This is a genomic window from Streptomyces sp. NPDC048172, assembly GCF_043202595.1.
Classification (GTDB): Bacteria; Actinomycetota; Actinomycetes; order Streptomycetales; family Streptomycetaceae; genus Streptomyces.
Genome location: NZ_JBIDAT010000007.1, coordinates 117,397 through 142,159, shown reverse-complemented (window position 1 = coordinate 142,159; position 24,763 = coordinate 117,397). Strand labels below are relative to the sequence as shown.

Sequence of the window (24,763 nt, the reverse complement as noted above, 5' to 3'; positions counted from 1 at the left end):
GCTTTCGTCGAATTCTTGGCGGCTAGGTTGGCGCCATGCCCCTCCCCGTCGGCACGTCGGCCCCGCCTGCGCCGTCCGCGCCGCTCCCCGAGACGCCCCGTGTGCCGCCTCGCGCGCTCGCGGTGGCACTGGTGCTCGGCGGGCTCGCCGTCGTCGCCCTGTGGGCCGTACAGGCGCGTTCCTCCGCCCGTCTGGACGCGGTCTTCGCGACCGCGGCGCACCTGACCGGGCTGCTCGCGGGGTACGGCGTGCTGGTCATGCTCTTCCTGATGGCGCGCGTCCCCGCCGTCGAGCACGGGGTGGGCGCCGACAGGCTGGCGCGCTGGCACGCCCGGAGCGGCCGCTCCGTGGTGCTGCTGTGCGTCCTCCACGCCCTGCTCGCCCTGTGCGGCTACGCCGCGCACACCGGCACCGATCTGGTCACCGCGGCGAAGGCGCTCGCCGGATACCCCGCGCTCGCCGCCGCGACGGGCGGCACGGTCATGATGGCCGCCCTGGGCGCGAGTTCGGCCCGCGCGGTGCGCGCACGGGTCTCTTACGAGGTGTGGCGCTCGGCGCATCTCCTCATGTACGTCGCCGCCGGGCTGGCCTTCGTCCACCAGCTCTCCGGCCCCGACATCGCGGGCAGCCCGTTCGTGTCCTGGCTGTGGTCGCTGCTGCACGCCGCGGTGGCCGTGCTGCTGGTCTGGTACCGCGCGGTGGTGCCCGTGCGGCAGGCCCTCCGGCACGCCCTGCGTGTGGTGGACGTACGGCCCGAGGGACCGGGGGTCGTGTCGGTCACCATGCGGGGCAGGGGAGTCGACGCGCTCCAAGCGGAGGCCGGACAGTTCTTCCGCTGGCGGTTCCTCGCCCCGCGCCTGTGGCGGACGGCGCTTCCGTTCTCGCTCTCCGCGCCCGTCAGGGACGACACCTTGCGCATCACCGTCAAGGCGCTGGGCGACCACACCCGCCGTATGCGCCGTCTCCGTCCGGGCGTACGGGTGCTGGCCACGGGCCCCTTCGGAGCGATGACCGCGCACCGGCGCACCAGGAGCCAAGTGCTGCTCCTGGCGGGAGGGGTCGGCATCACGCCCATGCGCGCGCTCTTCGAGACGCTCCCGTGCGCGCCCGGCGAACTGACGCTCCTGTACCGCGCGAACAGCCCCGAACAACTCGTACTGCGCGAGGAACTGGAGGCCATCGCCCTGCGGCGCGGCGCCAACCTGCACTACCTGCTGGGGCCTTCGGACGGACCCTACGACCCGCTCGCCCCCGGGGCGCTGCGCGAGCTCGTGCCCGGCCTGGCCGACCACGACGTCTACCTGTGCGGACCGCCCGGGATGACCAGGGCCGCCGTCGCCGCGCTGGCGCGGTGCGGGGTGCCACGGGGGCGGGTCCATTCCGAGGAGTTCGCGTTCTGACGCCCCGCCCACCGACGAGAGAAAGCCGAGGACCTTCCGCGATGGCACGCCACCGCAAGCAGCCCGTACCGACCGCCCCTTCGGCGCCTCCGCGCCCGGCACGCGCAAGGAGCAGGCTCGCCGCCGGGCTCGCGGGGGCGAGCGCCGTCGCGGCGACCCTGCTCGTCCTGACCGTGAACCCGGCCGCGCCGCCGGCACCCGACCGTATGCCGGACGGGGGCGCGGCGGAGCATCCCTAGGCCGTGTCCGGCCGGGTCATGGTTGCCCAGCCCAGAGACGAGGGCAACCATGATCCGCCGGACGGGACCGAACGCGGCTCCGTCACTCCGTGCCGGTCACCGTCGTCAGCAGGACGACCGAGTCCTCGATCGCGGTGAGCCCGTGCCGCTCCTGAGGGATGCGCTGCACCTGCCCGGCGGCGACCTCCTTGTGCCCGCTGTCGGACGTGATGCGCACATAGCCGCGCAGCACGTGCAGGCTGGCTGCCGGGGGAGCGTTGTGCTCCTCCAAAGAGGCGCCCGAGACCAGGGCGATCACACTCTGCCGCAGCGGCCCGTCCTGGAGGAACAGATGCGCACTGCGACCGCGCGGGTCGCTCCCGGCCAACGCCATGTGCTCGTCCGCGAGTGTGGTGAGGTCATCCATCCCTCCATCCTCGCGGGCCGACGGGACGGCGCAACCGGGCCCGGGCCGCGTCTAAGCTGACGAGCGTGGACGGACCGGTGAACACTTCCGCGGAAGACGTGCTGGCCGAGGCGCTGGCCGATGTGCTCAGCGGGGCACGCGCACGGGGCGGCCTCTTCCACCAGGCGGTGCTCGAACCCCCCTGGGCGCTGCGCGTGCAGGACGGCGCGCCGCTCGCCCTCGCCTCCATGCTGCGCGGGGACGAGGCATGGGTGATCCCGGGTGAGGGCGAGCCCGTACGGATGGAGCGCGGCGACATCGTGGTGCTGCGCGGGCCGGAGCCGTACGTGGTGGCCGACGACCCCGCGACCGTGCCGGAGCTGGTCGTCAACCCCGGCGACTGCTTCACCGACCTGAACGGCGTGGACATGTGCGAGGAACTGAGCCTCGGCGTCCGCACCTGGGGCAAGAGCCACGACGACCCGCATCTGGTGCTGAGCGGCAACTACCAGTTCCAGGGCGACCTCTCGGCGCGGCTCCTCGACGCGCTGCCGCCCGTCCTGCTGCTCAAGGCACGCGACTGGGACTCCGCGCTGATGCCGCTGGTCGCCGCCGAGGTCGTCAAGGAGGAGCCGGGGCAGCAGATGGTGCTCGACCGGCTGCTGGACCTGCTGCTGATCTCCGTGCTGCGCGCCTGGTTCGCGCGGGCCGAGGCGCGCGCTCCCGCCTGGTACCGGGCGCAGAGCGACCCTGTGGTCGGCGCGGCGCTGCGGGTGATGCACGAACAGCCCGCGCACGGCTGGACCGTGGCGGGGCTCGCGGCCAAGTCCGGGGTCTCCCGCGCCAGTCTGGCCCGCCGATTCAGCGAACTGGTGGGCCAGCCGCCGATGGCGTACCTCACGCAGTGGCGCATCGATCTCGCCGCGCGCCTGCTGCGCGAGCCCGGCACCACCGTCGGCGCGGTGGCCCGGCGCGTCGGGTACGCCGACGCCTTCGCGCTCAGCGCCGCGTTCAAGCGCGTACGCGGAGTGAGCCCGGCCGAGCACCGCGCGGCCACGCTCCCGGCGGGGGCGGGGGAGGCCGGCGCCGGAGAGCCCGTTGTCAGTGGCGCGGGGCATCCTTGAGGCATGTACCAGGAACGGCCTTCGCGGATCCCCGGCGCGGTGGTCTGGTCTCACGGGGCGGCGCCCGACGGGACCGGGCTGGTGCTGCCGGACGGCTGCATGGACCTCCTGCTGTGGAACGGGGAGCTGGTCGTCGCCGGTCCCGACACCCGCGCCCATGAATTCTCCCGCCGTCCCGAGCACAGCATCACCGGCCTGCGCCTGGCGCCGGGGACGGGCCCGCGCGTCTTCGGGGTCCGGGCGTTCGAGGTGCGGGACCAGCGGGTGCCGCTGGCCGGGATGTGGCCCGCGCGGGAGGTCCGCGAGCTGACCGAGCGGATGCTGGCCGCCCCCGACCGGGGCGTGGCGCTGGAGTCCGTGGCGGGGGCGCGACTGGCCGCCGCCGCGGAGGGCGCGGCGCCCGGGGCGCGCCCCGAGGGCGCCGAAGGGCCGCTCACGGACGCGGTCGTCGCGCTGCTGACGCGGGGGTACGGGGTGCGGGAGATCGCCCGGGAAGTGGGCCTCAGCGAGCGGCAGTTGCACCGCCGCTGCCTGGACGCCTTCGGTTACGGAGCGAAGACCCTGGCCCGTGTGCTGCGCATGCGCACGGCGCTGCGCCTCGCGGACGGCGGCACGCCCCTGTCCGAGACCGCGTTCCGCGCCGGTTATGCCGACCAGGCCCATCTCGCCCGCGAGGTCAGAGCGCTGGCCGGCACGTCCATGACGGGGCTCATGAGCCGTTGACCCATGCGCCGCTGACTCACGCGTCGCCGAGGCGCGCGAAGAGGTCCACCGAGTTGCCGTCCGGGTCGAGGACCACCGCGTAGCGCTGGCCCCAGAACGCGTCCCAGGGCTCCTTGTGGCCCGTGTGCCCCGCCGCTGTCAGCTCGGCGTAGTTCTTGTCCACGTCGGACGGGCTGTCGCAGAGGAACGCGAGTCCGATGCGGCCCGCGCCCTCGACCGCCTTCCAGTCGGGCTCGAAGGAGCGGACGGTCGCCTCCGTGTCCCAGGCCATGCGCAGTCCGCCCGGCAGCTCGGCCTCGACGTGCGGTTCGCTGTCCGCGTCCGCCGGGATGTCGAGGCCGAGCCGCCGGTAGAAGGCGAGCGACGCGGCCATGTCGGAGGTGACGATGCCGATGAGGTCGAATCGAGGAGTCATACGAGCACCGTAGCCAGAGCCGCGATCTCTGGTCTTGAACGAATCGGACGCCCGGACCGCCGCTACCGTGGGCGCATGCCGGAGATCCTGACCGTCCTGACCACCATCGACAGCGAGGAGAAGGCCCGCGCACTCGCCGCCGGTGCCATCGAGCGGCGGGTCGCGGCGTGCGCCCAAGTGGGCTCCGCCGTGCAGTCGTTCTACCGCTGGGAGGGCGCCGTCCAGTCCGACCCGGAATGGCAGGTGCTCTTCAAGACGACGGCCGCGCGGTACGACGCGCTGGAGGCGTACCTCCGCGAGGCGCACGACTACGACGTACCGGAGATCATCGCCACCCCGGTCGTCCGGGGCGGCGAGGACTACCTCGCGTGGGTCGCGGAGGAGACCGCCTGACCGGCCCCGGCCAGACACCCCCTCACGGGGCTCACCGCCCCGCTGAGCCGCTCCCGGGCCCGGAGGCCGAGCCTCCGGGCCCCGGTCCCGGCCTCCGGGCCTGTGAGGCCCGGCCCCGGCCCTCGCGCTCAGCCCTGGCCCGTGAGGTCGCGGACCGTCTTGCCCGCCGTCCAGGCGCCGTCCACGGCGATCTCGGCGCCGGAGACGTAGGACGCCGCGTCCGACAGCAGGTAGGCGACGGCGGAGGCGATCTCCTCCGGCTCGCCGACGCGTCCCATGGCGGCGCCCGGGTAGTTGCCCTCGCCGCGCCGGATGCCGGTGACCTCGGTCATCGGGGTGTAGATCATCCCGGGGTGCACGCTGTTCACGCGGATCCCGGACGCCGACCACTCCACGGCGCCGATCTTCGACAGGCCGCGCACGCCCCACTTCGAGGCTCCGTACGCGCCGGTCATCGCCAGGGCGGTGAGCCCGGCGGCCGAGGAGATGTTGACGATGGAGCCGCCGCCCGCCTCGAGCATCAGCGGCTGGACCGTCTTCATGCCGATGAAGACGCCGACCAGGTTGATGTCGATCACCTTGCGGAAGTGCTCGACGGTCTCCTGCTCCAGGGTGCCGCCGGTGGTCACCCCGGCGTTGTTCACCAGGCCGTGGACCGCGCCGAACTCGGACACCGTGCGGTCGAGCACCGCGCGCCAGTCGTCCTCGCTGGTGACGTCGTGGCGCAGGAAGCGCGCGGCGTCGCCGAGCGCCTCCGCCGTCGCCCTGCCCTCGTCCTCCAGCACGTCGGTGAGGACGACACGGCCGCCGCCCTCGACCACCGCCTTCGCCGCCGCTGCGCCGAGCCCGCGCGCTCCGCCCGTGACGACGACGACCTTGCCTTCGAGATCAGCAGCCATGGTGATGCTCGCCTCGCTTCTTCCTGATGCCCGTAACCCACGGAGATGGGGTATATGCCGGGGATGCATATGCCTAATAGAAATAACATCCTGCCCGCCGCGATATTCCACCGCCACCCCCGCGCACGTCCCCCGCACGCCCACCGCCACCACCCCCGCGTACGCCCCCGCCACCCCGTGCCCGGCCTCCCGGGCCGCAGGCCGGTTACGGTCGGCGTATGCACGGCACGTACGGCACACCCGACCCGGAAGCCGCTGACGGGCCGCCCGGGCCCTGCTACACGCCCGCCGACTCGGAGCGCTGGGTACCCGAGCCCGACAAGCGGCTCGGGCGCACCGCCTTCCAGCGCGACCGCGCCCGCGTCCTGCACTCGGCCGCGCTGCGCCGTCTCGCGGGCAAGACCCAGGTCGTCACGCCCGGGGCGCCGCTGGCGGACATCACGCCGCGCACCCGGCTGACCCACTCCCTGGAGTGCGCGCAGGTCGGCAGGGAGCTGGGCGCCGCGCTCGGCTGCGATCCGGACCTCGTCGAGGTCGCCTGCCTCGCGCACGACCTCGGCCATCCGCCCTTCGGGCACAACGGGGAGCGTGCCCTGAGCGAGATCGCGGCCCCCGCGGGCGGCTTCGAGGGGAACGCGCAGTCCCTGCGGCTGCTCTCCCGGCTGGAGCCCAAGCGCTTCACCGGGGACGGCGGCGAACGGGAGAGCGTCGGCCTCAACCTGACCCGCGCCGCCCTGGACGCCGCCACCAAGTACCCCTGGCCGCGCGGCGGCCATCCGGACGACCCCGACTCGCCGAAGTTCGGGGTGTACGAGGACGACCTGCCCGTCTTCCACTGGTTCCGCCAGGGCGCGCCGGACGACCGCCGCTGCTTCGAGGCGCAGGTCATGGACTGGTCCGACGACGTCGCCTACTCCGTGCACGACGTCGAGGACGGCATGCAGGCGGGCCATCTCGGCCCCGGGATGCTGCACGCGCGTCCCGAACGGCGCGACATCTTCGCCGTGGCCGCCGCCCGTTACGCGCCGGGCGTCTCCGAGGACGAGCTGGCCGAGGCGCTGGACCGGCTGCTCGCACAGGACTGGTGGCCGCGCGGATACGACGGCACGGCGCTCGCGCAGGCCCGCCTCAAGGACGCCACCAGCCAGCTCATCGGCCGCTTCTGCCTCGCCGCGGAGGGAGCCACCAGGGAGGCGTACGGAACGGGACGGCTGACCCGGTACGCGGCCGAACTGGTCGTCCCGCGCGGCGTCCGGCTGGAGTGCGCGGTGCTCAAGGCGGTGGCGGACCGCTATGTGATGCAGCGGCCCGACCTGGAGCGGCTCCGTGCCGAACAGCGCGTCGTTCTGGGCGAGCTGGCCCAGGCGCTGCTCACCCGCGCGCCCGAGGGGCTCGACCCGCAGTACCGCGTGCTCCACGCGGAGGCCGACGGCGAGGCCGCGCGGCTGCGCGTCGTGGTCGACCAGATCTCGTCCCTCACGGACGCGTCGGCCCGCGCGCTGCACAGGGAGCTGGCCGCGTCACCAGGTGGGAGTGCCTCCTGAGAGGAGCGCTTCGCCGAGCGGAGTACGGGCGTGCAGTACGGAGTTCCCCTGCCGCAGGGAGTGCACCAGGCCCGCCTCGCGCAGGACGGCCGTATGGCGGCTCGCCGTGGACAGGGCCACGCGCAGCGCCTCGGCCACGCCCGTGGTCGTCATCGGGCGGTCCAGCGTCTCCAGGAGGCGCGCCCGCGAGGTCCCGATGAGCTGCGCCAGGGTCTCGCCCTCCGGCCGCGCGGCCGGAGCGCACCAGCCGGGCCGCGGCGACAGCGGATGCACCAGTACGGGCGGCAGGCTCTCGTCGACGAGCGCCACGGGCCTGCGGACGCAGAAGAGCGACGGGACGAGCGTGAGCGACCGTCCGTGCAGGGGCAGCCGGCGGCTGGTCGGATACGGCGCCTCCAGGACCCCGCTCGACGCGCCCGTACGGCCGTCGCTCCTGCCGTCGCTTTCCGCGCCCGTACGGCCGTCGCTCTCCGCGTCCGTACGGCCGTCGCTCTCCGCCTCCGCGCCGGTGCTGCCGGGCCGGTGCCAGACGGGCTCCGTCGTGTAGCTCCTGAGCAGCCCGGCGGGCCCCGCCGAGAGGGCCGCGTCGGCGCGGCGCGCGCGGTCCTCGGCCGCCGCGGACCGGATGGCGGGCAGACAGGGCTCGACCGCTGTCGCGTAGTAGCGCCGCAGCGCCTCACCCAGACGGCGCAGAGCCTCCGGATCGCCTTCCGCGAGCTGCCGGGCGCCGGGCGGGACGGGACCCGGAACGAGGGAGCAGAGCCGTGAAAGCTCGCTCCTCAGGCGCCGCTTGGGCGTGGACAGCACCTGCTCGACGGAGCGCTCCAGACCGTCCGCCTCGCTCCCGGAGGGGCCGCCCTGTCCGGGGGTGAGGAAGTCCGGGAAGTACGACGCGGCCGGGCACAGCCGCATCAGCGCCTCGACCGTCCTGGTGAGGCCCGCGCGGGCGAGCGCCGTACGCGCGGCGGCGCGCCAGGGGTCGAAGGTGAGCGGGGCCTCCCTGGTCTGGAGGATGTGGAGGCTGAGCACGGTCTCCCAGAGGGGATCGGGTCCGTCGGCCAGCCTGAGCCCGTTCAGCTCCTCGCTGCTGAACTCGATCCGCAGCATGCGCGCCCGTCCCCTCCGGCAGTTCCCGGCAGTTCCCGGCAGTTCCCGGCCGTCCCCCGGCCGTGCTCCCGGCCCGTGCCTCGCGGCCGTTTCCCCCGACCGTAGGGAGGATCCGGACCGGACTGCTCAATTCCGTTTGCGTTCTCCACGAAACCGCCCCGAACCCTCCGCGCCGGAACGACGCTTGTCGGGTGATGGCGGAGCCGTCCTCGGGGGAGACGGGGCTCCGCCATCATCCGGTTTCGCCCGTGACGGGAGGCTCCTGCCGGGCTCCTGCCGGGCCTCCGTGCGCCCGTGAGCGGCCCGGCCGGTACCCCCTGCCTCTTCCCGCCTCCCCGCCGATGCGGGACGCTCACGTGTGGACGAGGCGGCTCCGGCAGCCGCGCGGGGAACCACGCGCGGGCCGCACGCGCCCAAGCGCACGGCAGGGAGCCAGGTGTTCAATGGCTTCAGCTCGCATCCGGACGTCCGCGCGTCCGCACGTCCGTATGGCCGGACAGCACAGCCCTCAGGGGCAGCGTCAGCGAGGAGGCTTCAAGTGGTCGACGCACACCGGACGTTCGTCATCGTCGGCGGGGGACTGGCAGGGGCGAAAGCCGCCGAGACCCTGCGCGCGGAGGGTTTCACCGGCCGCGTCATACTGATCGGCGACGAACGCGACCATCCCTATGAGCGGCCTCCGCTCTCCAAGGGGTACCTCACCGGTGCGGACGAGCGCGACAGTGTCTTCGTTCACGAGCCCGCCTGGTACGCGGGGGCCGACATCGAGCTGCACCTCGGCCAGCCCGCCGTGCAGCTCGACCGTGCGAACAAGTCCGTCCGTCTGGGTGACGGCACGCGCATCCATTACGACACCCTGCTGCTCGCCACCGGGGCCGAGCCGCGCCGTCTGGACATCCCCGGCACCGGGCTCGCGGGGGTGCACCATCTGCGGCGGCTCGCGCACGCCGACCGGCTGCGCGGGGTGCTCTCCGCGCTCGGCCAGGAGAACGGCCATCTGGTCGTCGCCGGGGCCGGCTGGATCGGCCTGGAGGTCGCGGCGGCGGCCCGTTCGTACGGGGCCGAGGTCACCGTGGTGGAGCCCGAGCCGACGCCGCTGCACACGGTCGTCGGGCCCGAGCTGGGCGCGCTCTTCGCCGACCTGCACCGCGAGCACGGGGTGCGCTTCCATTTCGGCGCCAGACTGACCTCCATCGAGGGCCAGGGCGGCATGGTGCGGGCGGTCCATACGGACGACGGGGACGAGCACCCGGCCCATGACGTGCTGGCCGCCATCGGGGCCAAGCCGCGCACCGCGCTCGCCGAGGCGGCGGGCCTCACGCTCGCCGAGGGGCCCGGCGGGGGCATCGCCGTCGACGCCTCCCTGCGCACCTCCGACCCCGACGTCTTCGCCGCCGGGGACGTCGCGGCCGTACAGCATCCGCTGCTCGGGCAGCGGCTCCGGGTGGAGCACTGGGCCAACGCGCTGAACAGCGGACCCGCGGCCGCGCGGGCGATGCTCGGCAAGGACGTCTCCTACGACCGTGTGCCGTACTTCTTCTCCGACCAGTACGACGTCGGCCTGGAGTACAGCGGATACGCGCCTCCCGGCTCGTACGACCAGGTCGTGTGCAGGGGCGACGTCAGCAAGCGCGAGTTCATCGCCTTCTGGCTGCGGGACAACCATGTGCTCGCCGGTCTCAACGTGAACGTGTGGGACGTCACCGCGCCCATCCAGGAGCTGATCCGTACGGGGGCGACGGTCGATCCGCACGCCCTCGCCGATCCGGGCGTGCCCCTGGAGTCGCTGGGTACTCGTGCGGAGGCGGAAGGGACGTCCGATTCCGCGTGATGCCCCTGGGGCAGCGGCGGGATAAATTGCCCACAGTGCCGCGAACCCGCACGCGAAACCGCACACGCATCCGCATGGCGAGCTAAGGACGAGTGAGCAATGGCGAAGCAGACGGTGGCCGAGCAGTTTGTCGACACACTGGTGCGGTCCGGGGTCAAGCGGCTCTACGGGGTGGTGGGCGACAGTCTCAACCCCATCGTGGACTCCATCCGGCGCAACTCGGCCATCGACTGGGTCCAGGTCCGGCACGAGGAGGTCGCCGCCTTCGCCGCGGGCGCCGAGGCCCAGCTCACGGGCTCGCTCGCGGCCTGTGCCGGCTCCTGCGGCCCGGGCAACCTCCACCTGATCAACGGGCTCTACGACGCGCACCGGTCCATGGCGCCCGTGCTCGCCCTGGCCTCGCACATCCCCAGCAGCGAGATCGGTACCGGCTATTTCCAGGAGACCCATCCCGACCAGCTCTTCCAGGAGTGCAGCCACTACAGCGAGCTGATCTCCAGCGAGCGCCAGATGCCGCGGGTGCTCCAGACCGCCATCCAGCACGCGATCGGCAGGCAGGGCGTCAGCGTCGTCGCGCTCCCCGGGGACATCGCCTCCCAGCCCGCTCCGGAGAGCGCCGAGGAGCACGCCCTGGTCACCGCGCGCCCCCGGGTCCGCCCGGGGGACGCGGAGATCGACGCCCTGGCACGCATGATCGACGACGCGGAGAAGGTGACCCTCTTCTGCGGCAGCGGCACGGCGGGAGCGCACGAGGAGGTCATGCAGTTCGCCGAGCGCGTGAAGTCCCCCGTGGGCCACGCGCTGCGCGGCAAGGAATGGATCCAGTACGACAACCCGTACGACGTCGGCATGAGCGGTCTGCTCGGCTACGGCGCGGCCTATGAGGCCACCCACGAGTGCGACCTGCTGATCCTGCTGGGCACCGACTTCCCGTACAACGCGTTCCTGCCGCAGAAGGACGTCCGTATCGTCCAGGTCGACGTCCGGCCCGAGAACCTGGGCCGTCGCTCCACGCTCGACCTGGCCGTCTGGGGCGACGTCCGCGAGACGCTGCGCTGCCTGACGCCGAAGGTGCGGCCCAAGGAGAGCCGCAGGTTCCTCGACCGGATGCTCAAGAAGCACGCGGACGCGCTGGAGGGCGTCGTCGGCGCGTACACCCGCAAGGTCGAGAAGCACACGCCCATCCACCCCGAGTACGTCGCCTCCGTGCTGGACGAGGAGGCGGCGGACGACGCGGTCTTCACGGTCGACACGGGCATGTGCAACGTGTGGGCGGCCCGCTACCTCACGCCGAACGGGCGCCGCCGCGTGATCGGCTCCTTCACCCACGGCTCCATGGCGAACGCCATGCCCCAGGCCATCGGCGCCCAGTTCATCGACCGGAACCGGCAGGTCGTCTCGATGTCCGGGGACGGCGGCTTCACCATGCTGATGGGCGACTTCCTGACGCTCGTGCAGTACGACCTGCCGGTGAAGGTCGTGCTGTTCAACAACTCCTCGCTCGGCATGGTCGAGCTGGAGATGATGGTCGACGGCATGCCGTCCTACGGCACGACCAACCGCAATCCGGACTTCGCGGCGGTCGCCCAGGCAGCGGGCGCGTACGGGGTGCGGGTCGAGAAGCCCAAGCAGCTGCGCGGCGCCCTGCGGGACGTGCTCAAGCACAAGGGGCCCGCCCTGATCGACATCGTCACCGACCCGAACGCGCTCTCCCTGCCGCCCAAGATCACCCGCGAGCAGCTCAGCGGCTTCGCGCTCTCCGCGAGCAAGACCGTGCTCGACGGCGGCGTCGGCCGCATGGTGCAGATGGCCCGCTCGAACCTGCGGAACATCCCCCGGCCATGATCGTCCGGTCCCCGGCCATGATCGCCGGGGGCCTCCCGGCGGGGAGTGTCAGCGGGGCGCCGTAGACTCTTCGCGTGGCTGGAAGGATCAACGACGAAGACGTGAAGGCGGTCAGGGACGCGGTCCCGATCGACTCAGTCGTCTCCGAATACCTCCAGCTGCGGAATGCGGGCGGCGGCAATCTCAAGGGCCTCTGCCCCTTTCATGACGAGAAGTCCCCCTCCTTCCACGTCAGCCCGAGCAAGGGGTTCTACCACTGCTTCGGCTGCCAGGAGGGCGGGGACACCCTCGACTTCGTGATGAAGGTCGACCACCTGTCCTTCTCCGAGGCCGTCGAGCGCCTGGCCGCCCGCGCCGGCATCACGCTCCGTTACGAGCAGGGGGGATACGGCCGCGCGTCCCAGCAGGGCGAGCGCACCCGCCTGGTCGAGGCGCACAAGGTCGCCGCGGAGTTCTACGCGGAGCAGCTGGGCAGCCCCGAGGCCGAGATCGGCCGCCGCTTCCTCGCCGAGCGCGGCTTCGACCAGACGGCCGCCGAGCACTTCGGCATCGGGTACGCCCCGGCGGGCTGGGACCACCTGGTGCGGTTCCTGCGCGGGCGGGGCTTCACCGACAAGGAGCTGACCGTCTCCGGGCTCGCCCAGGAGGCGCGGAACGGGCGCCCGATCGACCGCTTCCGGGGCCGTCTGCTGTGGCCGATCCGGGACATCACGGGCGACGTGGTCGGCTTCGGCGCCCGCAAGCTCCGCGAGGACGACCAGGGCCCGAAGTACCTGAACACGCCGGAGACGCCGCTCTACAAGAAGTCCCAGGTGCTCTACGGCATCGACCTGGCCAAGCGGGAGATCGCCAAGGCCAACCGCGCGGTCGTCGTCGAGGGGTACACCGACGTGATGGCCTGCCATCTCGCCGGGGTGACGACGGCCATCGCGACCTGCGGCACCGCCTTCGGCGGCGAGCACGTGAAGATCCTGCGCCGCGTCCTGATGGACAACTCGCAGTCGGAGGTCGTCTTCACCTTCGACGGCGACGCGGCGGGCCAGAAGGCCGCGCTGCGCGCCTTCGAGGACGACCAGAAGTTCGCCGCGCGCACCTGGATCGCGATCACCCCCGGCGGCATGGACCCCTGCGACCTGCGGCTCGCGGAGGGCGACGAGGCGGTCGCCAAGGTCGTCGACAGTCGCTCGCCGCTCTTCGAGTTCGCGATGCGCTCGATCGTCGACCGGCACAACCTCGACACGGCGGGCGGCCGTTCCGCCGCGCTGGAGGAGGCGGCCCCGGTCGTCGCGCAGATCAAGGACGGCTCCATCCAGCACGAGAGCGCGGTACGGCTCGCGGGGCTGCTCGGCATCGTGGACGAGCAGTTCGTGGTGCGGCGCGTGGGGCAGCTCGCGCGCTGGGCGCGCGAGCGCGGGCGCGAGGGCGCCCCGGGCTCGCAGGGCTCCCGCAGGGCGGCGGGCCCGTCAGCGGGCGCGGCGGGGCCCGGCACCCCGGCGCAGTCCCTCCCGCGCGGCCCGGCGCTCAATCTGCGCAGCCCGGCGCACCGCGTCGAGCGCGAGCTGCTGAAGCTCGCGCTCCAGCGCCCCGAGCTGGTCTCGCCCGCCTTCGACGCATACGGGGCCGACGAGTTCACCGCCCCGCCCTACGCGGTCATCCGGCAGGCCATCGAGGCGGCGGGCGGCGCGGAGGGCTGCGAGAAGGACAGCGGCTATGTCGCGCGCGTACGGGACGCGGCGCCGGACGACACGGTGCGCTCCCTGGTGACCGAGCTGACAGTGGAGCCGCTGCGCAGCCCCCGCAGCCGCGGGGTCGACGAGGCGTACGCGGGGGAGCAGTTGGTGGCCGTCCGCATCGCCGCCGTCAACGCCCGTATCGCCGATCTGGAGGGCTCCGCGCGCCGCCTGGAGGCCCGGCAGGACTACGAGGGCTCGGCGCCCCTGCGGCAGCAGATCTGGACCCTCCAGCAGTACGGCAGGGCCCTGCGCGAGCGAGGGGCCGCGGCCCTCTAACAGAGGGGGCGTACGCCCCCACCCCGTTGTGTCGGAGCATGCGCAGCCCGTCACGAGTTCATGGAAAAACTGCCCGCACGACCCTCGTGGCGGGAGTGTGTCGTACTCCACACTGGTTTGCGGTGCCTGAGTCCTCGGAGCGGGGCGGTGCTGGCCAGGAGGGGCCGGAGTCCCCCGCGGATCCGCACAGTACGCATGGGATGGAGCGCGGCCCGGCCGCAGCCGTCCCCGTCTCGCACGCCGCCCCCGAACCGGCAGCGATCACACTGGAGGTCGCCCCCGTGCAGACCCAGACCCTGACAACCGCGGCCCCCGCCGCGCCTACGCTCCCCACGGTGCCGTCGTCCGCCGTGCCGTCAGCGCCACCCGCCGGGCACCCCGAGAAGGTGCCGGACCAGGTACAGGAGACCGTTCCCGCGCAGTCAGGCCCGCCCGAGGCCGAGGTGGAGACCCCGGAGACCCCTCCCAAGCAGGAGCTGCCGGGCAGCGGCCCCTCCGCCGACCTGTTCCGTCAGTACCTGCGCGAGATCGGCCGTATCCCCCTGCTCTCGGCGGCGGAGGAGGTCGAGCTCGCCCGCAGGGTGGAGGCGGGTCTCTTCGCCGAGGAGAAGCTCACCCGGGCACCCGAGCTGGACGGGCAGCTCGCGCTGGACCTCGACCAGCTCGTCGTGATGGGCCGGATGGCCAAGCGCCGCCTCATCGAGGCGAATCTGCGCCTCGTCGTCTCCGTCGCCAAGCGGTACGTCGGCCGCGGTCTGACCATGCTGGACCTCGTCCAGGAGGGCAACCTGGGGCTGATCCGCGCGGTCGAGAAGTTCGACTACGCGCGCGGCTACAAGTTCTCGACGTACGCGACCTGGTGGATCCGCCAGGCGATGTCCCGGGCCCTGGCCGACCAGGCGCGGACGATCCGCGTGCCCGTGCACGTCGTCGAGCTGATCAACCGTGTGGTGCGCGTCCAGCGCAGGATGCTCCAGGAGCGGGGTTACGAGCCGACGCCCGAGGAGGTCGCCGTCCATCTCGACCTGCCCGAGGAGCGGGTGAGCGAGGTCCTGAGGCTCGCGCAGGAGCCCGTCTCGCTGCACGCCCCGGTGGGCGAGGAGGACGACGTCAACCTCGGCGACCTGATAGAGGACGGTGACGCGCCGTCCCCCGTCGAGTCGGCCGCCTTCCTGCTGCTGCGCGAGCACCTGGAGGCCGTGCTCTCCACGCTGGGGGAACGGGAGCGCAAGGTGGTGCAGTTGCGGTACGGGCTGATAGACGGCCGTCCCCGCACGCTGGAGGAGATCGGCAGGCTCTTCGGAGTGACGCGCGAGCGGATCCGGCAGATCGAGTCCAAGACGCTCAACAAGCTGCGCGACCACGCCTTCGCCGACCAGCTCAGGGGCTATCTGGAGTGACCGTACGGGCTCTTCCGTACGGTCCGCCCGCTCGTAGGCCCGGCGTTTTCTCGAACAGTTCGCCCGTGCCGGACTGACCCCTGCCCCGAGGGGGCAGAAGTGTCGTGCGGCCGGTGCGAGTTGTGCGGGGATACGCCGTAGGCACTCTTGCCACGCCGTTCGCTCGGTCCGCATAATCACGGAAGCATTTCGCGGGCTCACCCCACGGGGCCCGGACACCTTGCGGTCAATTGCCGTGTCTCACGCGGTTCTTCCGTCGGGCGCCTCCGCCCCAGGGGTTGACATGAGCTCTTCAGAGTGCCCACCCCCCACGAGAGGACACCCCTTGAAGACCACGGTCACGTTCCTCAAGAGAGCGGCCGCAGTCGGCGCCGTCACCCTCGCCGCCTTCAGCCTCAACCCGGCGAACTCCTGGGCGATGCCCACCGACGGACCCGGCGGTGACGGCGGACCGCGCACCAAGATCGTCGGCGGTACCCCGGCCGAGGAGGGCGAGTTCCCGTTCATGGTCCGGCTCTCCATGGGCTGCGGCGGCTCGCTGATGGAGAAGGACGTCGTGCTGACGGCCGCCCACTGCGTCGACGGCAGCAGCGACAACCCCGACATCACCGCCATCGGCGGCGTCGCGGACCTGGAGTCCCCGGACGCCCAGGAGGTCAAGGCCACCAAGGTCATCCAGGCCCCCGGCTACGACGGCAGCGGCAAGGACTGGGCCGTCATCAAGCTGGAGAAGGCCATCGACCAGCCCACCCTGGCGATAGCCGAGAACGACTCGTACAACAAGGGCGACTTCACCATCGCCGGCTGGGGCGCCGACAAGGAAGGCGGCGACCAGCAGACCAAGCTCCTCAAGGCCGAGGTCCCCTTCGTGGACGACGCGGCCTGCAAGGGCGCCTACTCCAACCTGATCGAGAAGGAGGAGATCTGCGCCGGCAAGCTGGAGGCCGGTGGCGTCGACTCCTGCCAGGGCGACTCCGGCGGCCCGATGTTCCGCAAGGACGACGCCGACAAGTTCGTCCAGGTCGGCATCGTGAGCTGGGGCGAGGGCTGCGCCCGTCCCGGCAAGCCGGGCGTCTACTCCGAGGTGAGCACCTTCGCCGCCGACATCAAGAAGGCGGCTGGCGAGCTGGGCTGACGCCCACCGTCCGCGGGACCCGGCGGGCCCGCGGCCGTCCAGTGAGTCTTCTCGCGCCGTACGTTCGCGGGGGTGCCCTCCCCGCGGACGTACGGCGCTCTCGCGTGCGGGCCCACACGCGGCCCGGAATCGCGTGTACGGCCCCCTGTACGGCCCCGCCGACGCTCAGTCGACCTCCGCCACCGCCTCGGCGAACTGCGCCTTGTAGAGCCGCGCGTACGCCCCCTCGGCCGCGAGCAGCTCCCCGTGGGTGCCCTGCTCGACGATCGAGCCGTTCTCCATCACCAGGATCACGTCGGCGTCCCGGATGGTGGAGAGGCGGTGGGCGATCACGAAGCTGGTGCGTTCCGAGGCCAGCTGGGACATCGCCCGCTGGATCAGCACCTCCGTACGGGTGTCCACCGAACTGGTCGCCTCGTCCAGCACGAGGATGACCGGGTCGGACAGGAAGGCCCGCGCGATGGTGATGAGCTGCTTCTCGCCCGCGCTCACCCCCATGCCGTCGCTGCCCTCGTCGTCCAGCACCGTGTCGTAGCCGTCGGGCAGGGTGCGGATGAAGCGGTCGGCGTGCGCGGCCCGTGCGGCCTCCTCGACCTGCTCGCGGGTGGCGCCCTCCGTGCCGTAGGCGATGTTCTCCGCGATGGTGCCGCCGAACAGCCAGGTGTCCTGGAGCACCATGCCGATGCCGGAGCGCAGCTCCTCGCGCGCCATGGCGGCGATGTCCGTGCCGTCCAGCAGGATCCGCCCGTCGCGGACCTCGTAGAACCGCAGCAGCAGGTTGACCAGCGTGGTCTTGCCCGCGCCCGTGGGGCCGACGATCGCGACCGTCTGGCCCGGCTCGACCGACAGGGACAGGCCGTCGATGAGGGGCTTGTCCTCCTCGTAGCGGAAGGAGACGTCCTTCAGCTCGACGCGGCCGGACAGTTCGGACGGGCGCTCCGCCTCGCTGCCCTCCGGGTCGGGCGACTGCTCGTCGGCGTCCAGCAGTTCGAAGACGCGCTCGGCCGAGGCGACGCCGGACTGGATCATGTTCGCCATCGAGGCGACCTGGTTGAGCGGCTGGCTGAACTGGCGCGAGTACTGCACGAACGCCTGTACGTCGCCGATCGACAGCGCCCCGGACGCCACGCGCAGCCCGCCGACGACCGCCACCATCACGTAGTTGAGATTGCTGACGAACATCATCGCGGGCTGCATGATCCCGCTGATGAACTGGGCCTTGAAGCTCGCCTTGTAGAGCTCGTCGTTCTGCTCGCGGAACGCCTCGGACGACTCGCGCTGCCGTCCGAAGACCTTCACCAGGCTGTGGCCGGTGTACATCTCCTCGATGTGCGCGTTCAGCTTGCCCGTGGACTGCCACTGCGCCACGAACTGCGGCTGCGCGCGCTTGCCCACGCGGGTGGCGACCACAACTGACAGCGGCACGGTGACCAGCGCGACCAGCGCCAGCAGGGGCGAGATCCAGAACATCATCACCAGGACGCCGACGATGGTCAGCAGCGAGTTGATGAGCTGCCCCATGCTCTGCTGGAGCGTCTGGCCGATGTTGTCGATGTCGTTGGTGACCCGGCTCAGCACCTCACCGCGCGACTGCTTGTCGAGGTAGGAGAGCGGCAGGCGCGACAGTTTGACCTCGACGGACTCGCGCATCCGGTACACGGTCCTGCTGATGACACGGGCCGAGATCCGGCCGGACACGTACATCAGCCCGCCCGCCACGAGATACACCGCGAGCACGCCCAGCAGGACGGTGCCGACGGCCTCGAAGTCGATCCCGGCGCCGGGCGTGAAGTCCATCCCGGAGAGCATGTCCGCCGCCCCGTCGTCCCCGGAGCGGCGCAGTCCCTCCAGCGCCTGCTCGCGGGTGAGTCCGTCCGGGAGGTTCTTGCCGATGAAGCCCGCGAAGATCAGGTCGGTGGCGTGGCCCAGGATCTTCGGGCCCAGCACGCTCAGGCCGGTGCTCGCGAGCACGAGCAGCACCATCGCGAGCAGCCAGACGCGCTCGGGACGGAACTGCCGCAGCAGCCTCTTGCTCGACCCCTTGAAGTCCATGGAGCGCCGCGGGGGCGCCCCCATTCCCGTGGAACTCACGCGGCCTCCTGCTCACTGAGCTGGGAGAGCACGATCTCCCGGTACGTCTCGTTCTCCTCCATCAGCTCCTGATGGCGGCCCGCGCCCACCACGCGCCCCTCGTCCAGGACGAGGATCCGGTCGGCGTCCCTGATGGTCGCCACGCGCTGCGCGACGATGACGACGGTGGCCTCGGCCGTCTCCCGCGACAGCGCGGAGCGCAGGGCCGCGTCCGTCGCGTAGTCCAGCGCGGAGAAGGAGTCGTCGAACAGGTAGATCTCGGGACGGTGCACCAGGAGGCGCGCGATGGCGAGCCGCTGGCGCTGCCCGCCCGACACGTTGCTGCCGCCCTGGGAGATCGACGCCTCCAGACCGCCCTCCATGCGCTCCACGAACTCCTTGGCCTGCGCGACCTCCAGGGCCTCCCACAGCTCCTCGTCGGTCGCGTCCGTACGGCCGTACCGCAGGTTCGACGCGACCGTCCCGGAGAACAGGTACGGACGCTGCGGCACCAGGCCGACCGTGGCGGCCAGCAGATCGGGGTCGAGCGTGCGGACGTCCTCCCCGTCGACGAGGACCTGTCCCTCCGTCGCGTCGAACAGCCGGGGCACCAGACCGAGCAGGGTCGACTTCCCGCTGCCCGTCGACCCGATGACCGCCGTCGTCTCCCCGGGGCGGGCCACCAGGTCGACGTCCCGCAGGACGGGCGCCTCAGCCCCCGGATAGCCGAAACCGGCCCCACGCAGCTCCAGATGGCCGTGCCGGCGCAGCTTCCGTACGGGTGCCTTGGGCGGCACCACGCTGGAGTCGGTCTCCAGGACCTCCTGGATGCGCTCCGCGGAGACCTCGGCACGCGGGACCATGATGAACATGAACGTGGCCATCATGACGGCCATCACGATCTGCATCAGGTACGCCAGGAACGCCGTCAGGGCGCCGATCTGCATGTCCCCGCTGTTGATGCGGTGCGCGCCGAACCAGACGACCGCGATGCTCGAACCGTTCACCACCGTCATGACGATGGGGAACATCAGTGCCATGAGCTGGCCGACGCGCAACTGGACGTCGGTCAGGTCGGCGTTGGCCCCGTGGAACCGCCGCTGCTCGTAGTCGTCCTTGACGAAGGCGCGGATGACGCGGACACCGGTGATCTGTTCCCGCAGCACCCGGTTGACGTTGTCCAGCCGTTCCTGCATGGAGCGGAAGAGCGGCCGCATCCGGCGGACGAGCAGGGTCACCGCGACGCCCAGTACGGGCACCACGGCGAGCAGCACGGAGGAGAGCGGCACGTCCTGTCCCAGGGCGAGCACGACGCCGCCGACGCACATGATGGGCGCGGACACCATCAGGGTGAACGTCATCAGCGTCACCATCTGCACCTGCTGCACGTCGTTCGTGGTGCGGGTGATGAGCGAAGGGGCGCCGAACTGGCCGACCTCGCGCGCCGAGAAGGACTGCACCCGGTCGAACACATCGGCCCGTATGTCGCGCCCGAGAGCGGCGGCCGTACGTGCTCCCAGGAACACGGCGCCGATGTTGCAGACGATCTGCATGACCGAGACGGCCAGCATCAGTCCGCCGAATTCCAGGATGTAGCCGGTGTCGCCCTTCACGACACCGTTGTCGATGATGTCGGCGTTCAGGGTCGGCAGGTAGAGCGTGGCGGACGTCTGGATCAGTTGCAGCAGGACGAGCAGCGCGATCGGCCGCCGGTGCGGGCGGAGCCGGGCACGGAGAACGCGTATCAGCACACGGAGTTCCTCAGCAGGTGGCGTGAAAGGGCACGGAAGATCGAGAAAGCCGCCCCCATTTTCGAATACCGTCCGCGCGCCGTCCCTCAAGCTCCGGCAAAGTGCCCCCTGATCGCTGGGAGCTGAACCCGAGGCCGTACGCGCGGAAGTGGTCTAGCACTTCCGTGCTCCGGTCTTCCAATGAATTCCCGCGGCGCCGCCGGGGATTCGCGAAGAACAGACGTGCCACCCGGAGGAATGGTCCGGACGGTCCGCCTCCCCGGCCGTCAGACCGAGAAGGCCCCCGGGTAGGTCTGCTCGCGCACGGTCACGTACTGCTGTCGCACTGCCTGTCCCACCGCCATCTCCTCACCGGCCTCGAACACCTGGCAGGACGCCGCGGGCCACTGCGGGGGTTGCCCGCCTCCCGCGAGCACCCACGCGGCCTGGCGCGCGGCGCCGATCGCGGCGTAGTCGGCGGGCTCGGGCACCACGACCTGCGCGCCCAGCAGGCCCGGGGCCGCCGCGCGGACGGACGTGAGACCGGCCGCCTGGCCCAGCAGGAACACGCGCCGCACCTGGACGCCCCGGCCGCGCAGCACGTCCAGCGCGTCCGCGAGGCCGCAGAGCATGCCCTCCACGGCGGCCCGCGCGAGGAAGTCGGGCTTCATGCTCTCCCGGCGCAGCCCGTGCAGCGAACCGGCGGTGTGGGGGAGCTGCGGGGTCTGCTCGCCCTCCAGATAGGGCAGGAGGACCAGACCGGAGGCGCCCGGGGTCGAGCGCGCCGCCATCTCGTCCAGCCCCTTCAGGTCGGTGCTGAGCAGCTCCGCCGTGCCGCGCAGGGCACGCGTCGCGTTGAGGGTCCGTACGACGGGCAGGTGCATGCCCGTGGCGTCGGCGTACGAGGTGATCGTGCCCGTCGGGTCGGAGAGCGCCTCGTGGTGCACGGCGCAGACGGAGCCCGTCGCGCCCAGCGAGATCACGGCGTCGCCGACGCCGACGCCGAGACCGAAGGCCGCCGCCATGGTCTGGCCCGTACCGGCGGAGATCAGCAGCCCCTCGGGCGTCTGCCCCGCGGCCTCGGCCGGGCCGATCACGTCGGGGAGCCCCACCTGGTGCCCGAGGGCCAGCTCGACCAGATCGGGACGGTAGGACTCGGTGGCCGCCGACCAGTAGCCGGTGCCCGAGGCGTCGCCCCGGTCGGTCACGCGCCGCGCGGGACGGCCGAGGAGCTGCCACACCAGCCAGTCGTGCGGCTGCATCACCTCGACGGCCCGGCTGGCCGCCTCCGGCTGCTCACGGGCGAGCCAGCGCAGCTTGGACACGGGGTGCGCGGCCTGCGGAACGGTGCCCACGGCCTGCGCCCACGCCTCGCGCCCGCCGAGCGCGTCCACCAGGTCGGCGGCCGAGGTCTGCACCCGCTGGTCGTTTCCGACCAGCGCGGGGCCGACCGGCACGCCCCCGCCGTCCAGCGCGATGAGGCCCTGCTGCTGCCCCGAGACCCCGATGGCCTGGACGTCGGCGAGCTGGCCGGTGCTGGCCGCCTTGCCGAGCGAGATCAGCCAGGACTGCGGGTCGTCGCGCTCGCCGGGGTGCTCGGCGTGGCCGTGCTTGACGACGGCGCCCGACTCCGTGTCGCAGACGACGATGCTTGTGTACTCGGCTGAGCTGTCCAGCCCGGCGACTATCCCCATGGACGGGAATGATGCCTTATGGGGGACCGGAGGATGCCAGGACCCCGTGAGGTCCCCGTGAGGTCCCGTGCGGGACGGGACGTACGGACCGGTGCGCGAGGGGCTCACACGTTCTAGCGTGGAGCGGTCGGGCCGAACGACGAGAGCTGGACGACAAGGGAAGAGGGAGGTTTCCGTTGCGCATATCGGATCTCGACGGCGCGGACGCCGCCGGTACGTCCGCCGACAGCCGCCCCGCCAACCCGCTGAGGCAGTGCTCGCTGGAGGACCTGCGCAAGCGCACCAGCATGAAATGGCGGGCCTATCCGCCCGACGTGCTGCCCCTGTGGGTGGCGGAGATGGACGTCCCCGTCGCCGAGCCGGTCGCTGACGCGGTGCGCGAGGCCCTGGCACTGGGCGACACCGGATACCCGGCGGGAACGGTCTACGCGGACGCCCTGGACGACTTCGCCGCCCGGCGCTGGGGATGGCGGGTCCCCGCCGGCCGTACGGCGATCGTGCCGGACGTGATGCTCGGCATCGTCGAGGTGCTTCGGCTGGTGACGGACCCGGGCGACGCGGTGGTCGTGAACTCGCCCGTCTACACGCCCTTCTACCAGTTCGTCTCCCATATGGACCGACGGGTGATCGAGGCTCCCCTGACGGAGGAGGGACGGCTGGACCCGGCCACGCTGGAGACGGCCTTCGCCCAGGCCACCTCGTCCGGGCACCGCGCGGCCTTCCTGCTGTGCAGCCCCCACAACCCGACGGGAACGGTCCATACGGCCGAGGAGCTGGCCGGGGCGACCGCGCTGGCGAACGCGCTCGGGGTGCGGGTGGTCGCCGACGAGATCCACGCCCCCGTGGTGCTGCCGGGCGCGCGCCACGTGCCGTATCTGACGGTGCCGGGAGCCGAGCGGTCCTTCTCGCTGATGTCCGCGTCCAAGGCGTGGAACCTGGCGGGTCTCAAGGCGGCGCTCGCGGTCGCGGGGCCCGAGGCGGCGGGGGACCTCGCGGCGATGCCCGAGGAGGTCAGCCACGGCCCCAGCCACGTCGGCATCCTGGCGCACGCCGCCGCGCTGCGGCACGCGACCGGATGGCTCGACAGCCTGCTCGACGGTCTCGACGAGAACAGGCGGCTGCTGTCCCGGCTGCTGGCGGAGCACCTGCCCGAGATCCGCTACCGGCCGCAGGAGGGCACCATCCTGTCCTGGCTCGACTGCCGCGCCCTGGGCCTGGGCGACGACCCCGCGGCGGTCTTCCTGGAGCGCGGACGGGTGGCCCTCAACTCCGGTCCCTCGTTCGGCACCGGCGGCGCGGGACACGTACGGCTGAACCTCGCGGCGTCCCCCGAGGTGCTGGAGGAGGCCGTGCGCCGGATGGCCTCGGCGGTCTGAGAGCGCCCGGACGGCACACCAGGGGCCCGCGGCCCCTGCCCCATGACGAGGGGCCCGGCATCATGCGACGGTGCCGGGCCCCTCCCTTTGTCACGTCCGCAGGCCGCCGGTCAGCAGCGCTTCGACGAGACCGCCTGGTACGCCTGGGGCGAGCCCGACGGGCGCAGGGAGCCGGACGCCGAGGTGCAGTCGTCGACCGTGGCGGTGCCCTCGGACCAGAACTCCTGCTGGGTCGTGGCGTTCCAGACGCCCTTCCCGTGGGTCGCGTCGTCGGCGTAGTTGTAGACACCGAGCGAGACGTCGTACGGCTTCGCGCCGTTGTGGAAGCTGTCCCACACCCACAGGTAGCCGTAGTTCTCCTTGCACTTCTTCGAGTAGAACTGCTTCACGGAGGCGATGGTGACCCCGTTCCGCTTGATCAGCCCCTTCTGTCCGATCTCGACGGCGTCGTCGCAGACGCCCGCCGCCTTGGCCTTCTTGCTGACCGGGTTGCCCTCGGGCGAGGGCGCCGCCGACCTGGTCGTCTTCTCGGGCGCCGGGCCCGAGGGGCCGCTGCCGGCGTAGGCCGCACCGGCGGGCAGCAGGACCAGCGCGCCGGTCACGGCCGCGAGCGCACTCTTCGACAGTCGAGTGGAACGCATAAGGATTCCCCCACTTTCATGATGAATCTGAATGAATCTCGATGAAAGGTGCCATGCGAGGCATGTGGTCGATGCCCCGTATACCCAGTGAGACACGCGGGGGTGGCGCGGGGTTGTACGTTCCCTCCGGAAGACTCGGTCAACTGCCGTCCGGTGCGCGGCCCATCGCCCTACGCGGCTTGCCGCAGGTCGGCGAGGACCAGCTCGCGTACATCCTTCGGAACGATGCCGAGCCGGTCGAACACGGCCGCGGTGATGCGGTCGTCGGAGCGCAGCAGCGCGAGCGTGAGGTGCTCGCTGCCGATGCGCCGGTCGTTGCGCGCGACGGCCTCGCGCAGCGTCAGCTCCAGCGCCTTCTTGGCCCGCGGCGAGAAGGGGATGTGCCCCCTGACCGCCCCCGCGCCGGAATCGTCGTCACCGTCCCGGGAGCGGCGGCCGAAGACGCCCCGCTGACGGCGTCCCGGCTCGGGGTCCTCCGGCGCCCCGTCCAGCGCGCCGGGGCCGAACGCCTCCTCCGCCTTGCGTGAGATCTCGTCCAGATCGATCCCGAACGCCCGCAGCGCCTCCGCGTCTTCGGGACCCAGCGCCCCGTTCCGGGCCGTCACCACGCCCGCGACCGCGCCCCGGCACGAGGCCGCGGTGACCCCGAGGCGCGTGAGCGTGGCCACGCCGGGGTCCTCGGGCCGGCGGAGGGACGCGAGCAGCAGGTGCTCGGTGCCGATCCAGCCGTGCCGCATATCCCGTGCTTCCTCCTGTGCGCCGCGGACGGTGTCCCGCGCCTCTTTGGTGAACCGCTCGAACAT

Annotated in this window: 21 protein-coding genes; 12 read left to right on the top strand and 9 right to left on the bottom strand. The window is 72.1% G+C overall.

The genetic code is table 11. The features are described from left to right. The first annotated feature begins 35 nt into the window (after window positions 1–35). Entirely contained in the window at window positions 36–1,400 is a 1,365-nt protein-coding gene (locus ACGF3A_RS30105; protein WP_393733531.1) for a ferric reductase-like transmembrane domain-containing protein, read from the top strand. 41 nt (window positions 1,401–1,441) lie between these two features. Continuing rightward, window positions 1,442–1,639 carry a hypothetical protein gene (locus tag ACGF3A_RS30100; RefSeq protein ID WP_393733530.1) on the top strand — a complete coding sequence of 66 codons (198 nt, stop codon included), beginning with the start codon at window positions 1,442–1,444 and terminating at the stop codon, window positions 1,637–1,639. An 82-nt stretch (window positions 1,640–1,721) separates the two neighbouring features. Here ACGF3A_RS30100 and ACGF3A_RS30095 read toward each other — a convergent pair whose 3' ends face one another. Then, window positions 1,722–2,045, bottom strand: coding sequence for a cupin (locus ACGF3A_RS30095; protein WP_393733529.1), 324 nt, complete (start codon window positions 2,043–2,045; stop codon window positions 1,722–1,724). A 65-nt stretch (window positions 2,046–2,110) separates the two neighbouring features. Between ACGF3A_RS30095 and ACGF3A_RS30090 the strand changes: the two genes are divergently transcribed. Both ACGF3A_RS30090 and ACGF3A_RS30085 read left to right on the top strand, forming a co-directional pair. Continuing rightward, window positions 2,111–3,148 (top strand): AraC family transcriptional regulator, encoded by a 1,038-nt coding sequence (locus ACGF3A_RS30090; protein ID WP_393733528.1) that lies wholly within the window; start codon window positions 2,111–2,113, stop codon window positions 3,146–3,148. Window positions 3,149–3,151: 3 nt separating this feature from the next. Continuing rightward, window positions 3,152–3,871: a helix-turn-helix domain-containing protein gene (locus tag ACGF3A_RS30085; protein WP_393733527.1), complete on the top strand. Its 720-nt coding sequence runs from the start codon at window positions 3,152–3,154 to the stop codon at window positions 3,869–3,871. A gap of 16 nt (window positions 3,872–3,887) precedes the next feature. Here ACGF3A_RS30085 and ACGF3A_RS30080 read toward each other — a convergent pair whose 3' ends face one another. Further along, window positions 3,888–4,286: a VOC family protein gene (locus tag ACGF3A_RS30080; RefSeq protein ID WP_393733526.1), complete on the bottom strand. Its 399-nt coding sequence runs from the start codon at window positions 4,284–4,286 to the stop codon at window positions 3,888–3,890. Between the two features lie 75 nt (window positions 4,287–4,361). Here ACGF3A_RS30080 and cutA point away from each other — a divergent pair, with 75 nt between their 5' ends. Next, on the top strand, window positions 4,362–4,679 hold the full coding sequence (gene cutA / locus ACGF3A_RS30075) for a divalent-cation tolerance protein CutA (protein WP_393733525.1): 318 nt from the start codon (window positions 4,362–4,364) through the stop codon (window positions 4,677–4,679). Window positions 4,680–4,807: 128 nt separating this feature from the next. On the opposite strand, the gene ACGF3A_RS30070 is transcribed toward cutA, so the two are convergent. After that, a complete protein-coding gene (locus ACGF3A_RS30070) occupies window positions 4,808–5,578 on the bottom strand; it encodes a glucose 1-dehydrogenase (protein WP_393733524.1) in 771 nt (256 codons plus the stop codon). Window positions 5,579–5,796: 218 nt separating this feature from the next. Between ACGF3A_RS30070 and ACGF3A_RS30065 the strand changes: the two genes are divergently transcribed. Beyond that, window positions 5,797–7,122 (top strand): deoxyguanosinetriphosphate triphosphohydrolase, encoded by a 1,326-nt coding sequence (locus ACGF3A_RS30065; protein ID WP_393733523.1) that lies wholly within the window; start codon window positions 5,797–5,799, stop codon window positions 7,120–7,122. On the opposite strand, the gene ACGF3A_RS30060 is transcribed toward ACGF3A_RS30065, so the two are convergent. Beyond that, window positions 7,099–8,229, bottom strand: coding sequence for an ArsR/SmtB family transcription factor (locus ACGF3A_RS30060; RefSeq protein WP_393733522.1), 1,131 nt, complete (start codon window positions 8,227–8,229; stop codon window positions 7,099–7,101). The two genes, ACGF3A_RS30065 and ACGF3A_RS30060, sit on opposite strands and share 24 nt — an antisense overlap. A 538-nt stretch (window positions 8,230–8,767) precedes the next feature. Here ACGF3A_RS30060 and ACGF3A_RS30055 point away from each other — a divergent pair. The 5 genes from ACGF3A_RS30055 (at window position 8,768) to ACGF3A_RS30035 (ending at window position 16,449) form a co-directional block, all read left to right on the top strand. After that, window positions 8,768–10,060: an NAD(P)/FAD-dependent oxidoreductase gene (locus ACGF3A_RS30055; RefSeq protein WP_393733521.1), complete on the top strand. Its 1,293-nt coding sequence runs from the start codon at window positions 8,768–8,770 to the stop codon at window positions 10,058–10,060. 99 nt (window positions 10,061–10,159) lie between these two features. Continuing rightward, on the top strand, window positions 10,160–11,905 hold the full coding sequence (locus tag ACGF3A_RS30050; protein ID WP_393733520.1) for a pyruvate dehydrogenase: 1,746 nt from the start codon (window positions 10,160–10,162) through the stop codon (window positions 11,903–11,905). A 74-nt stretch (window positions 11,906–11,979) separates the two neighbouring features. Then, window positions 11,980–13,914, top strand: coding sequence for a DNA primase (dnaG, locus tag ACGF3A_RS30045; protein ID WP_393733519.1), 1,935 nt, complete (start codon window positions 11,980–11,982; stop codon window positions 13,912–13,914). A gap of 122 nt (window positions 13,915–14,036) precedes the next feature. After that, the gene (locus ACGF3A_RS30040) at window positions 14,037–15,314 is read left to right on the top strand and encodes an RNA polymerase sigma factor (RefSeq protein ID WP_393733518.1); all 1,278 of its coding nucleotides are present in this window, start codon (window positions 14,037–14,039) and stop codon (window positions 15,312–15,314) included. A gap of 325 nt (window positions 15,315–15,639) precedes the next feature. Continuing rightward, a complete protein-coding gene (locus ACGF3A_RS30035; protein WP_393733517.1) occupies window positions 15,640–16,449 on the top strand; it encodes a S1 family peptidase in 810 nt (269 codons plus the stop codon). 165 nt (window positions 16,450–16,614) lie between these two features. On the opposite strand, the gene ACGF3A_RS30030 is transcribed toward ACGF3A_RS30035, so the two are convergent. The 3 genes from ACGF3A_RS30030 to ACGF3A_RS30020 all read right to left on the bottom strand — a co-directional run bounded on the left by ACGF3A_RS30030 (window position 16,615) and on the right by ACGF3A_RS30020 (window position 21,943). Then, window positions 16,615–18,501: an ABC transporter ATP-binding protein gene (locus ACGF3A_RS30030; protein ID WP_393733844.1), complete on the bottom strand. Its 1,887-nt coding sequence runs from the start codon at window positions 18,499–18,501 to the stop codon at window positions 16,615–16,617. 35 nt (window positions 18,502–18,536) lie between these two features. Next, complete coding sequence (locus ACGF3A_RS30025) at window positions 18,537–20,270, bottom strand: ABC transporter ATP-binding protein (protein ID WP_393733516.1); 1,734 nt, start codon at window positions 20,268–20,270, stop codon at window positions 18,537–18,539. Window positions 20,271–20,536: 266 nt separating this feature from the next. Next, complete coding sequence (locus tag ACGF3A_RS30020; RefSeq protein ID WP_393733515.1) at window positions 20,537–21,943, bottom strand: FGGY family carbohydrate kinase; 1,407 nt, start codon at window positions 21,941–21,943, stop codon at window positions 20,537–20,539. Between the two features lie 287 nt (window positions 21,944–22,230). On the opposite strand from ACGF3A_RS30020, the gene ACGF3A_RS30015 reads away from it, so the two are divergent. After that, on the top strand, window positions 22,231–23,319 hold the full coding sequence (locus ACGF3A_RS30015) for a MalY/PatB family protein (RefSeq protein WP_393733843.1): 1,089 nt from the start codon (window positions 22,231–22,233) through the stop codon (window positions 23,317–23,319). Between the two features lie 110 nt (window positions 23,320–23,429). Here ACGF3A_RS30015 and ACGF3A_RS30010 read toward each other — a convergent pair whose 3' ends face one another. After that, on the bottom strand, window positions 23,430–23,960 hold the full coding sequence (locus ACGF3A_RS30010; RefSeq protein ID WP_393733514.1) for a hypothetical protein: 531 nt from the start codon (window positions 23,958–23,960) through the stop codon (window positions 23,430–23,432). 170 nt (window positions 23,961–24,130) lie between these two features. After that, window positions 24,131–24,763: a Clp protease N-terminal domain-containing protein gene (locus ACGF3A_RS30005; RefSeq protein ID WP_393733513.1), complete on the bottom strand. Its 633-nt coding sequence runs from the start codon at window positions 24,761–24,763 to the stop codon at window positions 24,131–24,133.

Coding starts and splice junctions, on each gene's coding strand:
- ACGF3A_RS30105 (WP_393733531.1), top strand. CDS start 36: ATGCCCCTCCCCGTCGGCACGTCGGCCCCGCCTGCGCCGTCCGCGCCG.
- ACGF3A_RS30100 (WP_393733530.1), top strand. CDS start 1,442: ATGGCACGCCACCGCAAGCAGCCCGTACCGACCGCCCCTTCGGCGCCT.
- ACGF3A_RS30095 (WP_393733529.1), bottom strand. CDS start 2,045: ATGGATGACCTCACCACACTCGCGGACGAGCACATGGCGTTGGCCGGG.
- ACGF3A_RS30085 (WP_393733527.1), top strand. CDS start 3,152: ATGTACCAGGAACGGCCTTCGCGGATCCCCGGCGCGGTGGTCTGGTCT.
- ACGF3A_RS30080 (WP_393733526.1), bottom strand. CDS start 4,286: ATGACTCCTCGATTCGACCTCATCGGCATCGTCACCTCCGACATGGCC.
- cutA (WP_393733525.1), top strand. CDS start 4,362: ATGCCGGAGATCCTGACCGTCCTGACCACCATCGACAGCGAGGAGAAG.
- ACGF3A_RS30070 (WP_393733524.1), bottom strand. CDS start 5,578: ATGGCTGCTGATCTCGAAGGCAAGGTCGTCGTCGTCACGGGCGGAGCG.
- ACGF3A_RS30065 (WP_393733523.1), top strand. CDS start 5,797: ATGCACGGCACGTACGGCACACCCGACCCGGAAGCCGCTGACGGGCCG.
- ACGF3A_RS30060 (WP_393733522.1), bottom strand. CDS start 8,229: ATGCTGCGGATCGAGTTCAGCAGCGAGGAGCTGAACGGGCTCAGGCTG.
- ACGF3A_RS30050 (WP_393733520.1), top strand. CDS start 10,160: ATGGCGAAGCAGACGGTGGCCGAGCAGTTTGTCGACACACTGGTGCGG.
- ACGF3A_RS30030 (WP_393733844.1), bottom strand. CDS start 18,501: ATGGACTTCAAGGGGTCGAGCAAGAGGCTGCTGCGGCAGTTCCGTCCC.
- ACGF3A_RS30020 (WP_393733515.1), bottom strand. CDS start 21,943: ATGGGGATAGTCGCCGGGCTGGACAGCTCAGCCGAGTACACAAGCATC.
- ACGF3A_RS30015 (WP_393733843.1), top strand. CDS start 22,231: ATGAAATGGCGGGCCTATCCGCCCGACGTGCTGCCCCTGTGGGTGGCG.
- ACGF3A_RS30010 (WP_393733514.1), bottom strand. CDS start 23,960: ATGCGTTCCACTCGACTGTCGAAGAGTGCGCTCGCGGCCGTGACCGGC.
- ACGF3A_RS30005 (WP_393733513.1), bottom strand. CDS start 24,763: ATGTTCGAGCGGTTCACCAAAGAGGCGCGGGACACCGTCCGCGGCGCA.